The sequence below is a fragment of the Campylobacter sp. RM16704 genome, assembly GCF_000816245.1.
In the GTDB taxonomy this organism is placed as follows: Bacteria; Campylobacterota; Campylobacteria; order Campylobacterales; family Campylobacteraceae; genus Campylobacter_D.
The window spans coordinates 456,247-470,794 of record NZ_CP007769.1 but is presented as its reverse complement, the minus strand read 5'-3'; the positions used below and the strand labels follow the sequence as shown (position 1 = coordinate 470,794).

The following is a 14,548-nucleotide window of genomic DNA, read 5'->3' as shown; positions in this document are numbered from 1 at the left end:
TTATTATTTTTTGTTTAAAAGTTCTTTTTTTCTTTTCTCCAAGATAATAGCATCTTTTAAGGCATCTTCACTGTCATTTAAAATTGTAAATTTACGATCATCATCAAATTGTTTATTCTTAATACCCCAAAGCAAAGATATAATAGCCAAAAATAAAGCAAGCAATGAAACCCCTATCATCATTATCAAAACACCATTCATTTTTTTATCCTTAAAGCATTTAAAATAACTATTATACTACTAAACGACATAGATAAAGCAGCTATTAATGGATTAATCAAACCAAAAAACGCCAAAGGCATGCTCAAAGCATTATAAAATAAAGAAAAAGCTAAATTTTGTTTAATAATTTGATAAGTTTTTTTAGCTATTTGTATGGCTTTTTGTAAGCTTTTTAGATCATTTTTTAATAAAATAATATCACTATTTTCCATAGCAATTTCAGAACCTTCTTTTAAAGAAATTCCAACTCCTGCATAAGCAAGTGCTAAGGCATCATTTACCCCATCTCCTACCATCAAAACCTTACCTTGCTGGTTTAACCTATTTATCATTTGCATTTTATCTTCTGGCATACATAAAGCTTCAAAATTTTTTATTTTTAACTCTTGAGCTATTTTACTTGTTGCATAAAAATTATCTCCAGTTAGCATATAAATTGCCATTTTTTGTTCTTTTATAAACTCAATTAATTCTTTAGAATACTCTCTAATATTATCTTCTAATTCAAATATAGCCATTACTTTTTTATTTTTAGTAAATATAAAATGCGTAGTTTGAAATTCTTGTACTTGTATATGATTTTCTTTTAAAAATTTCTCATTTCCTCCTAAGAATTCATCCTTACCCAAAAAAGCTTTATAGCCTCTTGCTTGAAAATTTTGAACTTTTTCAAATTTTATTCTGTTATCGATTTTTTCATTTAAAAATTTCAAAATACTTTTAGCTACTGGGTGGTTAGTTAAATGTAAGAAATTTAATAATTCGTTTTTATTTAACCTTTCATCTAAAAAGCCTTTTTTAACTTCTAAACTAGCCTTTGTTAAAACTCCTGTTTTATCAAAAACAGCAATATCACATTTACTTAAATCTTCTACTACACCAGCTTCTTTGAATAAAATTTTTTCTTTTAATCCTGTACTAATTGCCATCAAAGAACATACAGGAGTAGCTAAAGCTAAAGCACAAGGACAAGCAATGATTAGCACCGAAACCATACGTATCATAGACTCTTCAAAACCTAAATTTGCAATAAAATAAGTAAAAGCAAAGCAAAGCAAAGCACAAGTTAAGATAACGGGCGAAAAGTATTTGCTCACTTGTTGTACTAATTTTTCTATCTTTGCTTTTTTAGTACTTGAATTTTCAAGTAGCGTAATAATTTTAGCTAATTTAGAATCTTTATAAAGTGCATTTGCTTTATATAAGGCATTGCCGCTTAAAACCAAAGAAGCAGAATAAATCACATCATCTTTTTGTATATCAAGTGGCAAACTCTCTCCACTTAAGCTTGAAACATCTAAACTGATATTACCACCAATACACACTCCATCAATTAATATCCTATCACCTTCTTTTAACTCTATAATATCTCCTATTTTTACTTCTTCTACATCAATATTTTCTATTTTGTCATTTTTTAACACTCTTACTTCATTAGTCAAAAAAGAACGTAAATGATCAAGCGTATCAAGAGCTTTCTTCTTGCTTAAAAGTTCTAAATATTTTCCTACAAATACAAAACAAATAATCATCGCCACAGAGTCAAAATATACCTGCGAAGCTCTTGAAAACATCGCCCACACTGAATATATATAAGCTAAACTTGCTCCACTAATTACTAAAGTATCCATATTGACATTTTTAAATTTTAATGCATAATAAGCATTTTTATAAAAAACTGAACCTGTGTAAAAAAGTACAGGAGAACAAAGTATAAATTCAGCAAAATGTAAAATATCTTTAGTTTCTTCTTCCATACCACTAAAAAATCCAGCATATTTTGCAACAGAAATCCACATAATATTCATCACGCAAGCTATGGCAACTATTAATTTTGCATAAAAATCTCTTTTAGTTTGAGTTGCTCTTTGCTCATTTTTTGTAGGTAAATAAACACTAGCTTTATAACCTATATTTTCTATATTTTGTATTATCTTTGCTATGCTAATAATGCTATCATCAAAAACAACTCTTGCTTTATGTGAAATAGAATTTATATCTACTTCTATAATCCCATCACTTTTTATAAGAATTTTTTCATTTAACCAAATACAAGCTGCACAATGAATTTCTTCTATAAGCAAAAAAATTTCACTAAACCCTTCTTTGGTCTTTTGAATATATTTTTCATAATTTTTATGAATATGTTTTATTGTCGCTGGAGTTAAAGTTTGATTGCCAAGTTTTTCATAAAATTCTTCTAAATTATTCTCTTGTAGTATCTCATAAACACTCTCACAACCTTTACAACAAAAATAGTTTTCGTTTTTTTTAATCATTTGTTCTTGTTTAAAATTTAACTGACAATGCTTACATTTCATCTATAACTTTCAAATTTATATTTCAAAATATTTTATCATTTTTTATAAAAGTATATTAAATAACTATACAAACATACATATAATTTTATAAATTTGACAAGAAAGTATTTTTTTAATAAAATCTCATATTCATTTTAATACTACATTTTCTACAATTTTAGAGGATATATGGAAAAAGAAAAAAAACAACATCAAAGAACACACATTCCTGTAGAAGGTTACAAGATTGAAGACTTAAAGTTGCTTGATTTAGAAAGCTTAATAAAAATAGCTAATGAAGCTGAGATAGAAAACCCAAGAGAATTTAGAAGACAAGACCTTATTTTTGAGATTCTAAAAGCACAAACTAAAAAAGGTGGTTTTATACTCTTTACGGGAATTTTAGAAATTTCTCCCGAAGGTTATGGTTTCTTGCGTGGAATGGATTCAAATTTAAGTGATAGTGTAAATGATGCTTATGTATCAAACTCACAAATTCGTAAATTTGCTCTTCGTGTTGGAGATATAGTAACAGGACAAGTTAGAGAACCCAAAGATCAAGAAAAATACTATGCTTTATTAAAAATAGAAGCGATTAATTATCTTCCGTTAAAAGAAGCTAGAGAAAGACCTTTATTTGATAATCTTACTCCAATCTTCCCAACTGAAAAAATCAAATTAGAATACGATCCTTTAAAACTAACAGGTAGAATGCTTGATCTTTTTGCGCCTATTGGAAAAGGCCAAAGAAGTCTAATTGTAGCACCTCCAAGAACAGGTAAAACTGAACTTATGAAAGAATTAGCTACTGCTATTGCAAAAAATCACCCAGAAGCTCATTTGATTGTTTTATTAGTTGATGAGCGTCCAGAAGAAGTTACTGATATGCAAAGATGCGTTAAAGGGGAGGTATTTAGCTCTACCTTTGATCTACCTGCTTATAACCATGTTAGAGTAGCTGAACTTGTTATAGAAAAAGCAAAAAGAATGGTTGAGACAGGTAAAGATGTGGTTATTTTACTTGATTCTATCACAAGATTAGCAAGAGCTTATAATACTGCTACACCAAGTAGTGGAAAAGTTTTAAGCGGTGGGGTTGATGCAAATGCTCTTCATAAGCCAAAAAGATTTTTTGGAGCTGCTAGAAATATAGAGCATGGTGGCTCATTAACCATTATAGCAACTGCTCTAATTGAAACAGGTTCAAGAATGGATGAAGTTATTTTTGAAGAATTTAAAGGCACAGGAAATAGCGAAATTGTTCTTGATAGAAATATTTCAGATAGAAGAATTTATCCTGCAATCAACATCATAAAATCAGGCACAAGAAAAGAAGAATTACTCCAAGGAGTTGAAAAACTTCAAAAAATTTGGGCAATTAGATCGGCTATTTCGCAAATGGATGACATAGAAGCTTTAAAATTTTTATACTCTAAAATGCTAAAAACCAAAAGCAATGATGAATTGCTATCTATTATGAATGAGTAGTAATGCTTCAAGCACTTGCTATAAAATATAGACCAAAGAATTTTGATGAACTCATAGGGCAAAATACTGTTTCTACAAGTTTAAAATATGCTCTTGAAAACAATCGTTTGGCACATGCTTATTTATTTTCAGGATTACGAGGTAGTGGAAAAACTTCAAGTGCAAGAATTTTTTCAAGAGCCCTAGTATGTGAAAAAGGACCAAGAGCCAATCCATGTGGCGAATGCTCTCAATGCTTATCTTCATTAAATGGATCTAATATAGACATTATAGAAATGGATGCAGCAAGTCATAGAGGTTTAGAAGACATTCAAGAACTTATCGAGCAAGTAAAATACGCGCCATCTTTAGCTAGATTTAAAATTTTTATTATAGATGAAGTGCATATGCTTACCCCACAAGCTGCAAATGCCTTACTTAAAACATTAGAAGAACCACCAAGCTATGTAAAATTTATATTAGCAACAACAGATCCCTTAAAACTTCCCGCTACAGTTCTTTCAAGAACGCAACATTTTAGATTTAAACAAATTTCCACTCATGATATCTTAAATCATCTTGAATGGATTTTAGAAAAAGAAAATATCAACTATGAAAAAGAAGCTTTAAAACTTATAGCAAGAAGTGGAAATGGATCTTTAAGAGATACTTTAACTTTGTTAGATCAAGCCATAATATATTGTCAAAACCATATACAAACACAAAAAATCACAGCTATGTTGGGCTTTTTAGATCCAGCTAAAATTGAAGAATTTTATCAAGCTATCTTAGCTAATAACAAAGACAAAGTTCTTGAGTTTTTAAAAGAATTTGAAGATTATGAAGCAAGCAATATCATTGATGAGATGATATTTTACCTAAAAGAAGCGTTTTTTGCTAAAAATAGTCTCTTTTCTATGTTAATTTATGAAAGATTTTTCAGGATTCTTTCACGTGCTAAAACTATGTTAATTTCTAGTGATGATGATAGTTTTGTACTTTGTGTTATGGCTTTCATGCTTATAGAAGCAACTTATTTAAAAAGTATTGATGAGGCTATTTATAGTAAAAGTCCAAAACAAGATAATATATTAATTCCAAAACAACAAGAAATTCTTTCTGTACAAATTCCTAAAGAAGAAAAGTTTAGTCCTTATGAAAATCTTTTAAATGCTATATATAAAAGAGACTATGATTTGGCTGAAGTTTTCAAAAAAACGACACAATTTATTTCTTTTGAAGATGATATTTTAAGCATTAGTTCGCATGCTAAAGATGATGATAGAATAGTTTTAAACAATGGTTTTAAACTAATCAAAACTCTACTTCATGAGCTTTTTGGAGAAAAAACACAAATTAAAATTCAAAAAATAGAAACTATAGATACACAAAAATTACAAAATATATTCAAAGAACCTATAAAACAAGAAGCAAAAAATACTCCGAATTTAAATGAACATTTTGAAAATTTTAAAAAAGATGCTAAGAAATATGATCCAAAAGATGAAACCAAAGAAGCTCTTAACAAACTCTTTGGTTCTCCAACAATACAAAATTAAAAACTACCATTGATTGAGATATAAATTCTTCTTCCCTCTTCTATGCGGTTATAAGTATTCACCCAATTAACACCACTACTACCACTATAAGACTCCCAAGCATTAGTAAAACTTTTATCAAAAAGATTATAAATAGCTGCGTTAATATTCCATTTTTTATTAATATCATAACGCACACCCATAGAAGCTAAAAATATATCTTTATAATATTCTCTATCAATATTAGCATCACCCATATAGCGGTCTATTTGCCACTCTCCCTTTACCCAAGGGGTAAATTTATTAAAGATATTATATTCAGCTTTTAACATGATATTATGTTTTAAGCTATCTTCTTCAGGTTTACCTACAATACTTCTATCTTGTGCATCTTTAACTTCACTATCAAGATAAGTATAAGCAAAATCTAAATTTAAATTTTCAATGGGATTTATTCCTGCTCCAAATTCTATACCTTTATACTCAACTTCGCCATGGTTAATTGCCCTAAAACATCTACTAGCACTACAAACACCGATACCAGGAATCATAATACCACTACTGTATCCTTGACTGGAAATTTTATCTTTAAAATTTGTTAAAAATCCAGTGGCTGAAACATAAAATAAGTCATTATTATAAATAGCTGCTAATTCATAATTTAAAGATGTCTCTTCTTTTAAATTAGGATTTCCATATATAGGAAATCTACCTTGACCACTATAATTATAAGCTCCATTTATCAATCTATTTGCATAAGGTGTTCTAAATCCTGTAGATACACCCCCCTTTAAAGTAAGTTCATTGGTAGGGTTATAAACCAAATAAGCCCTTGGAGAAATATTATTTCCAAAAATTTCGTGATGATTATACCTTGCCCCAAAAGTAAATCTTAAATCATCTTTTATACTATATTCATCCTCTGCAAAAATTGCTAATAAATATTGATCAAAATTAGTAGGATTGGCTATTTTATCTTGCATTTTTTCAAGTCTATATTCACCGCCTACACTCAAAATATGATTTTTCCCCAAAGGAATTACCGATTTTGTATCTAAAATAATATCTTCGGCAATTATATCTCTATTTTCTCCTAAGAATGGCTGTGTAGCTTGTCCTACAACCTCGCGTCCATCATTACTCACTCTATTGTATTGTAAAGTAGAAATAATAGAAAAATTTTCATAAACACCCTCATGACTTAAATAAGTAACTAATTTATCAACTTGCATAGTATCTGCATAACCACCAGTTAAACTACCTGGCGTACTACCTGGTTTTGTAATAGTTCCTAATTGACCTTTTTTATTATCATAATGATTTCTTGAAAAATCTATATCAAATATTAAAGTATTATAATCATTAATTAAATAATTTAATCTAGTTCCAAAATTAAAATTATTTGCTTTTGTAGGACTTTGTGCTTGATCTCCTTGAACCCTTTGTCCGCTTCCGTTTGTAAATTCAACATTAGATTGCTCTCTATAAAATTCTCTAAAACGCAAAGTAAGTCCCAAACGATCATTCATCAATGGACCACTAGAATATATACTTGTCCCATAAGTATTACCCCAATCTTTATGTGCATTAAAAATACCATCTAAACTAACTGATGTTGCCCATTCATTGCTCACTTTTTTTGTGATGATATTTACAACACCACCCAAAGCTTCAGAACCATATAAAGTACTCATAGGTCCTTTTATAACTTCTATTCTTTCTATGCTAGAAATTGGCGGTAAAAACGAGTTTGATATTTCATTAAAACCATTAGGACCAACTTCACCGCCTATCCCTTGACGACGCCCGTCAATCAAAACCAAAGTATATCCAGTAATACCTCTCATAGTAATATTATAAGAGCCTGTTTTTCCTTTACTAGCATACAAATCAACCCCTGGAATATCCGCAATAGCTTCTGCAACATCTCTATAAGGTTTGCTTTCTAAGTCTTTTTTGTTAATCACATTTATAGTAGCAGGGGCTTCTTTGATATCTTGAGAAAATCCCGAAGCACTAACGATCGAACTATCTAATTCTACAACTTGCGATATAGCATTAGAAATTAAAAAGCCAATGGTACAAACTGATAGGCATAATTTTTTCATTTTTCTCCTTTGTAAAAAATAATTTCAAAAATCAAATATTATGATAACAATTATTAATTTTAAATAAATTTTATATTAATTATGATAATTGATATTAATTAAAAATTTAATTTTCCTTGCTATAATCCCAAAAATATTTTTTAGAGGAATACATGGAATTTTTAAAGACTTATATTGATTTAATCATTTTTATTGTTTTAGGAATTATGGCTTTTGTTGCTCTTTGGTGTACAATAGAGCGTATTTTATTTTTTAGAAAAATCAATCTCAATGATTATCCAAATCAAGAAAAATTTGATGATATTATTAGTGAAAATCTCACTATGCTTTACATTATTTATACCAATGCACCTTATGTAGGACTTTTAGGAACAGTTGTTGGAATAATGATTACTTTTTACGATATGGGTTTAAGTGGAAATATTGATGTTCAATCCATCGTTATTGGATTATCACTAGCTTTAAAAGCTACTGCTTTGGGAATTTTAGTCGCCATTCCATCTTTGATGGCTTACAATGGATTACTTAGAAAAGTATCTCTTTTAAGTAACTCCTATCGCATTTTTAAGGACAAAAATGCTTAAACTGCCAAAAAATGAAGGTTTAAACATTATTCCTTTTATAGATATAATGTTAGTTTTACTAGCCATTGTTTTAAGCATATCTACTTTTATAGCACATGGTGAAATCAAAATCAATCTACCTCAAAGTGAAAATTCAAATTCTACAAATGAAAACAAAGATAAAATAAGTATTTTGATTGATAAAGAAAATAAATTTTATATTGATGGAAAAACAACTTCCCTAGAAGAAATAAAAGCAAAAATTAACACTATAGACTCTAAAACATTAGTAGAGTTAAAAAGCGATAAAGAAGCAAAATTTGAGAGTTTTATACAAATTATTGATATTTTAAAAAATAAAAATCATGAAAATTTTCAAATCTTGACAGAGCAAAAAAGATGAAAACTTTTATAAGCAACCATAAAAATCAATCATTTCTTATCACTTTATTTCTTTTTACACCTTTATTTCTTGTTTTCATTTATTCTAAAAATTTTTTACATGTACAGCATAGCACTACAAAAGAAGAAAAATTTAACATAGCCATAAAACAATTCTTAGAAGAGTCTTCTAAAGCAAAAAACGAACAACCAAAACAAAAAAGAGTTGAAAAAATAGAGCAAGTCAAAGAAAAAGCTATTATTCAGCCTAAAAAAGCAAAATCTTTAACTAATACTAAAACAATAAATCAACCAAAAGAAGTAAAGTCTCAACAACCCATTATCACCCAAGAACAAAAAACTCAACTAGCTTCTCAAGAAAACATAACCTTGTCTAACAATAATGAACTTTTAAAAGAAGTCAAACAAGCTATAGATGAAGCTTTAGTTTATCCTAGACAAGCTAAAAAAATGCGTATGAGTGGTGAAATTTTAGTAGAATTTACATGGACTAAAGATAAAAACTTACTAAACTTAAAAATATTAAAACCATCAAAATACAAATTATTAAACGATAGTGCCTTAGAAACTATACGCATAGCATCTAAGAATTTTCCACAATATGAAAAAACTTTTCATATAAAAATACCATTGATATATAAAATAAACTAAACAAAACTACTTAATTTGTCTTGATTAAATCATGTCCTTTATAGATTTCCATAAATTTTACAATCTCCATTTTTAAGCATTAAAACAACAGGATATTCTTTCTTCATAACCCTGCTCCATTCTAGGACTTCCTTGAGGCATACCAGAAGCAGAAATACCTATAACATCTTTAGGTTTATTTTCCAAAAGCCAAGCAACTGCATCTTCAAGAACATGTCCCTCCATAGCATAACCATCAATCACACTAGTATGACAGCTTTGATATATAGACTGAATATTCATTTCTTTTTTTATCTTTAAAAATCATCACTTTTATGCACTAGCACCTTATAACCTTTAGTTTTCATATAATCAACCCAAAGATCACAACATCCACAAGTAGGACTTTCATAAATATTTAATAATTTATCTCCACTCATTAAAGTTATACTTGATAATATTAAAATACCAATATAATTTTCTTCATAATTTTCCTTTTCTCAAATAACTACATAAAAACATCTGATGTTTTAAGAGTAACTTTTTATTTTTCTTCAAATTGTACTTGAGTTATTAATTGTTTAGGACTCAATTGAATATTAATATGGGAAAATTTTTGCACACTATTTTGTATATTATCTTTAATTTGTTCTTCTATTTTCTCTTTTATCTTTTCTTTATATTTTCACTGCTTTCTACAAATTTCTTCTCGTATTTACCAATTTCTCTATTGCAATACATTTCTTCTCTGTATTCTTTTAAGGCATTCCCTGAAGTATCTTTTGCTTCTTGAAATAACTCTTTAAAGGTCTATCGTATAAACTAGATTTATCTTGAATAACTGATCTTCGTTTTTTCGTTTTAAAGTAAAAAACGTCATATGAGTGATTAAAAAAATCCATTTTGCTCAATACGAAACATATTATTCCTCTTTTATAAAAATACAAATTTCGACAGCAATATTTATTCCTTTTATATTATATCTTTACTGCCAAATAACTTTAATTATACAAACAATACTGGTCGTACTTTCACTTTTTTCATACTAAAGTCAACTCAAATAATATAATAATAAAATCAATAGTCCAATCTATATCAACAATAATAACCACAACCCATAAGCAGCAACCATAAAACTAACTAAAATATCTCCTCTTCCTTTTAACTAACAACCAAATCCCATATCAAAAAAATATTCAATAAATACCATAAAAACAAAAAATACCAACCAATTAAACCAACTCACAATTCAAACAATTATAAGAATACCTATATTATTAAAGCAATCAAATCTTATAATTCTTAGTAAATATTCATAAAACAACACGTTACTAAACATAAAAACTAATTTATAAACAACAACTAAAAACATATATACCTAACATTGAATAATTTAAACTAAAACCAGTTTTATTTCAATCAAACAATTACACAACTTACACTATATAACTAATAAATTTAAATCTATAACCCAACAACAAAAAAACAACTATAATAATCCAACTAAATCCTCTAAATTATACATATTAAAAAACTAATAAACCCAAACAAATCATCAAATAACTTATTAGAATAATACAATCAACAATACATACTAAAAAATAAAAAAGTAAAATATAAACCTAGCTAATAAGATTTAATCTAGCTCAACAATCTAAATAAAACTTAATACAATCAATAATATAAATAATATAAATAACAAGAATAAACTAAATCAAAAAAATGAATATAAGTAGTAGTAAGAATAATAAGAATTAACAAGTCCGCAATGAGCTACTTTCCCCCTGCCAGTAAGGCGTAGTATCATCACCCACGATGTGCTTAGCTTCTTGGTTCGGGATGGGACAAGGCGTCTCCACATCTGTATAATCACGGACATTGTTATTTAAATATTCCATTAAAAGTATAAAAACATAGTAAAATAAAAAATAATCAAATAAAACTATTTTTATTTTAGTTTTCTCTTAGTCTTGTATTTAGATATTTTATTTATCTAAGCTAAATACTTTATTGTTTTACTTTAGAATACTTAAAAAACAATGTTAAGAGCAAATTCTAATATAAACTTTACTTGTAAAGATTTTATCAAGCTTAAATATCATTTATTGAAATATTTTATAAAAAACATTTAAAGCTTTATAAAAACCTTAACAAGGAAGTGATGCTTATAAAAAAGATAAGCCAAACGCTCTATTAGTACTGGTCAGCTAAAGGACTTTCATCCATTACACACCCAGCCTATCAAACTAGTAGTCTTCTAGAGAGCTTAGAGAAGATTCATCTTAGAGTTGGCTTCACGCTTAGATGCTTTCAGCGTTTATCCGTTCCAAACTTAGCTACGCTGCGATGCTCTTGGCAGAACAACAGCTACACCAGTGGTTTGTTCAACCCGGTCCTCTCGTACTAGGGTCAAATCTCTTCAATCTTCTTACGCCCACGGCAGATAGGGACCGAACTGTCTCACGACGTTCTGAACCCAGCTCGCGTACCGCTTTAAATGGCGAACAGCCATACCCTTGGGACCTGCTCCAGCCCCAGGATGCGATGAGCCGACATCGAGGTGCCAAACCTCCCCGTCGATGTGAGCTCTTGGGGGAGATCAGCCTGTTATCCCCGGGGTACCTTTTATCCTTTGAGCGATGGCCCTTCCACACAGAACCACCGGATCACTAAGACCGACTTTCGTCTCTGCTTGACTTGTATGTCTTGCAGTTAAGCTGGCTTATACCTTTATACTCTACGAACGATTTCCAACCGTTCTGAGCCAACCTTTGTAAGCCTCCGTTATTATTTGGGAGGCGACCGCCCCAGTCAAACTACCCACCAGACATTGTCCCACTTGAGGATAACTCAAGCTGGTTAGCTACCCAAATAAGAAAGAGTGGTATCTCAACAACGGCTCATATACAACTGGCGTCATATACTCAAAGCCTCCCACCTATCCTGCACATTCTTATCCAAATAGCAGTGTCAAGCTGTAGTAAAGGTCCACGGGGTCTTTCCGTCTTGCCGCGGGTAGGAGGAATTTTCACCTCCACTACAATTTCACTGGATCCCTCTTTGAGACAGCTCCCATCTCGTTACGCCATTCATGCAGGTCGGTATTTAACCGACAAGGAATTTCGCTACCTTAGGACCGTTATAGTTACGGCCGCCGTTTACTCGGGCTTCGATCAAGAGCTTCGCTAATGCTAACCCCATCAATTAACCTTCGAGCACCGGGCAGGCGTCACACCCTATACATCCTCTTACGAGTTAGCAGAGTGCTGTGTTTTTGGTAAACAGTCGGGAGGGACTCTTTGTTGTAAGTTTCTTTGCTTTCGGAGTAAATCCTAATACAAAGCGAACCACACCTTATACCGAAGATACGGTGCTATTTTGCAGAGTTCCTTAAAGAGAGTTCTTCCACGCGCCTTAGAATACTCATCCCACCCACCTGTGTCGGTTTACGGTACGGGCAACATTAGCTAAACTTAGAAACTTTTCTTGGCTCGACGGCATCAGCAATTCTCCTCGCTGTCCGAAGACTTTGAAGAGCCTTTCAGATCTCGGAGTATTCTTATACGGATTTGCCTATATAAGCTCCTACTTCCTTAGACTAGCACTTCCATCCGCTAGCTTGCTTAGCCCTAAGCGTCCTTCCATCGCACACTAATGTTGGTATTGGAATATTAACCAATTTGCCATCGCCTACCCCTTTCGGACTTGGCTTAGGACCCGACTAACCCTACGATGACGAGCATCGCGTAGGAAACCTTGGGTTTACGGCGTTAATGATTCTCACATTAATTATCGCTACTCATGCCTGCATGCTCACTTCTATTCGCTCCAGCACTCCTTACCGGTATACCTTCGACGCAAATAGAACGCTCTCCTACCACTTAGTAAAACTAAGTCTACAGCTTCGGTACTTACTTTAGCCCCGTTATATTTTCCGCGCAAAATCACTAGACCAGTGAGCTATTACGCTTTCTTTAAAGGATGGCTGCTTCTAAGCCAACCTCCTGGTTGTTTAAGTAACTTCACATCGTTTTCCACTTAAGTAAGATTTAGGGACCTTAGCTGGTAGTCTGGGTTGTTTCCCTCTTGACGACGGATTTTATCACTCGCCGCCTGACTGCTGTGATTACACTAAAGGTATTCGGAGTTTGATAGGGTTTGGTACATTGGTGTATGCCCTAGCCCATTCAGTGCTCTACCCCCTTTAGTTACGACACAACGCTATACCTAAATATATTTCGGAGAGAACCAGCTATCACGAAGTTTGATTGGCCTTTCACCCCTATCCACAAGTCATCCCATAGCTTTTCAACGCTAGCGGGTTCAGTCCTCCACTAGTTCTTACACTAGCTTCAACTTGCTCATGGATAGATCACTTCGTTTCGGGTCTGCAGCATCTGACTTAATCGCCCTATTCAGACTCGCTTTCGCTACGGCTTCGCGTGTGCTTAACCTTGCCAGACACCACAACTCGCAGGCTCATTATGCAAAAGGCAGTCCATCACACTGTATTGCTACATAGTGCTCTGAATGATTGTAAGCAAATGGTTTCAGGTTCTATTTCACTCTGATCACCTCAGTTCTTTTCACCTTTCCCTCACGGTACTTGTGCACTATCGATCTGGTATTAGTATTTAGGGTTGGATCGTGGTCGACCCAGCTTCAGACAAAATTCCACGTGTTTCGCCCTACTCAGGATACTGCTAGCTAAGGTTTGGTTTTCGTATACGGGACTATCACCCTCTATGGCTACACTTTCCAGAGTGTTCTACTAACCTTACCTATTGCACATTGCAGTCCTACAACCCCCAGTGCAAGCACTGGGTTTGCCCTCTTACGCTTTCGCTCGCCGCTACTGACGCAATCTCTATTGATTTCTTTTCCTGTAGGTACTAAGATGTTTCAATTCCCTACGTTCGCTCCATTATGGTAGTATATATCTCTATATACTGGGTTGCCCCATTCGGAAATCTACGGATCAAAGCTTCTTGACAGCTCCCCGTAGCTTATCGCAGTCTAGTACGTCCTTCATCGCCTTTACCAGTCAAGGCATCCACCATTCGCTCTTAGTAGCTTACCTTTTTTACCTTTTATTCTAAAACGCATCACTTCCTTGTTAAAGTTTTTATGATAAGACTTTTACTATCTTAAGACGGAAAGCATTTAAACACTTAATAAAAATACCAAAAGTTTATTTTAGATTTAAACTAAGTTGTGAGTTTAAAACTTATCTTTAACTAAAAGCTAAAGAAAAGATAGTTAGGTTTTATCCTTTAACAAGTCCTGTAAAATTGTTTTTATTAAAACTTGCTTGTGAC

At 31.6% G+C, this 14,548-nt stretch carries 8 protein-coding genes, 2 rRNA genes and 1 pseudogene; 5 read left to right on the top strand and 6 right to left on the bottom strand.

Annotation, left to right across the window (positions count from 1 at the left end):
* Nucleotides 1–3: 3 nt before the first annotated feature.
* Nucleotides 4–201, bottom strand: coding sequence for a cbb3-type cytochrome oxidase assembly protein CcoS (gene ccoS / locus CAQ16704_RS02470; protein WP_039666732.1), 198 nt, complete (start codon nucleotides 199–201; stop codon nucleotides 4–6).
* Complete coding sequence (locus CAQ16704_RS02465; RefSeq protein ID WP_039666731.1) at nucleotides 198–2,543, bottom strand: heavy metal translocating P-type ATPase; 2,346 nt, start codon at nucleotides 2,541–2,543, stop codon at nucleotides 198–200. Before CAQ16704_RS02465 ends, ccoS begins: the two co-directional genes overlap by 4 nt.
* A 168-nt stretch (nucleotides 2,544–2,711) precedes the next feature.
* Here CAQ16704_RS02465 and rho point away from each other — a divergent pair, with 168 nt between their 5' ends.
* Complete coding sequence (gene rho, locus CAQ16704_RS02460) at nucleotides 2,712–4,010, top strand: transcription termination factor Rho (RefSeq protein ID WP_039666730.1); 1,299 nt, start codon at nucleotides 2,712–2,714, stop codon at nucleotides 4,008–4,010.
* A 2-nt stretch (nucleotides 4,011–4,012) separates the two neighbouring features.
* A complete protein-coding gene (locus tag CAQ16704_RS02455; protein WP_039666729.1) occupies nucleotides 4,013–5,548 on the top strand; it encodes a DNA polymerase III subunit gamma/tau in 1,536 nt (511 codons plus the stop codon).
* Here CAQ16704_RS02455 and cfrA read toward each other — a convergent pair.
* Nucleotides 5,545–7,635, bottom strand: coding sequence for a TonB-dependent ferric enterobactin receptor CfrA (gene cfrA, locus CAQ16704_RS02450; protein ID WP_039666728.1), 2,091 nt, complete (start codon nucleotides 7,633–7,635; stop codon nucleotides 5,545–5,547). The genes CAQ16704_RS02455 and cfrA overlap by 4 nt on opposite strands.
* 152 nt (nucleotides 7,636–7,787) lie before the next feature.
* Between cfrA and exbB the strand changes: the two genes are divergently transcribed.
* From exbB to CAQ16704_RS02435, 3 genes are read left to right on the top strand one after another with little or no spacing between them, the layout of a single operon-like run.
* The gene (gene exbB / locus CAQ16704_RS02445; RefSeq protein WP_039666727.1) at nucleotides 7,788–8,219 is read left to right on the top strand and encodes a TonB-system energizer ExbB; all 432 of its coding nucleotides are present in this window, start codon (nucleotides 7,788–7,790) and stop codon (nucleotides 8,217–8,219) included.
* Nucleotides 8,212–8,601, top strand: coding sequence for a TonB system transport protein ExbD (gene exbD / locus CAQ16704_RS02440; protein WP_039666726.1), 390 nt, complete (start codon nucleotides 8,212–8,214; stop codon nucleotides 8,599–8,601). The genes exbB and exbD overlap by 8 nt, the downstream gene beginning before the upstream one ends.
* On the top strand, nucleotides 8,598–9,251 hold the full coding sequence (locus CAQ16704_RS02435; RefSeq protein WP_039666725.1) for an energy transducer TonB family protein: 654 nt from the start codon (nucleotides 8,598–8,600) through the stop codon (nucleotides 9,249–9,251). Before exbD ends, CAQ16704_RS02435 begins: the two co-directional genes overlap by 4 nt.
* 10 nt (nucleotides 9,252–9,261) lie before the next feature.
* Here the strand turns inward: CAQ16704_RS02435 and CAQ16704_RS02430 are convergent.
* The 3 genes and pseudogenes from CAQ16704_RS02430 to CAQ16704_RS02420 all read right to left on the bottom strand — a co-directional run bounded on the left by CAQ16704_RS02430 (nucleotide 9,262) and on the right by CAQ16704_RS02420 (nucleotide 14,310).
* Nucleotides 9,262–9,670 (bottom strand): annotated as a pseudogene (locus CAQ16704_RS02430) (DUF411 domain-containing protein).
* A gap of 1,320 nt (nucleotides 9,671–10,990) precedes the next feature.
* Nucleotides 10,991–11,107: ribosomal RNA gene (gene rrf, locus CAQ16704_RS02425) — 5S ribosomal RNA — on the bottom strand.
* Nucleotides 11,108–11,402: 295 nt separating this feature from the next.
* Nucleotides 11,403–14,310, bottom strand: a 23S ribosomal RNA gene (locus CAQ16704_RS02420).
* Nucleotides 14,311–14,548: the final 238 nt, after the last annotated feature.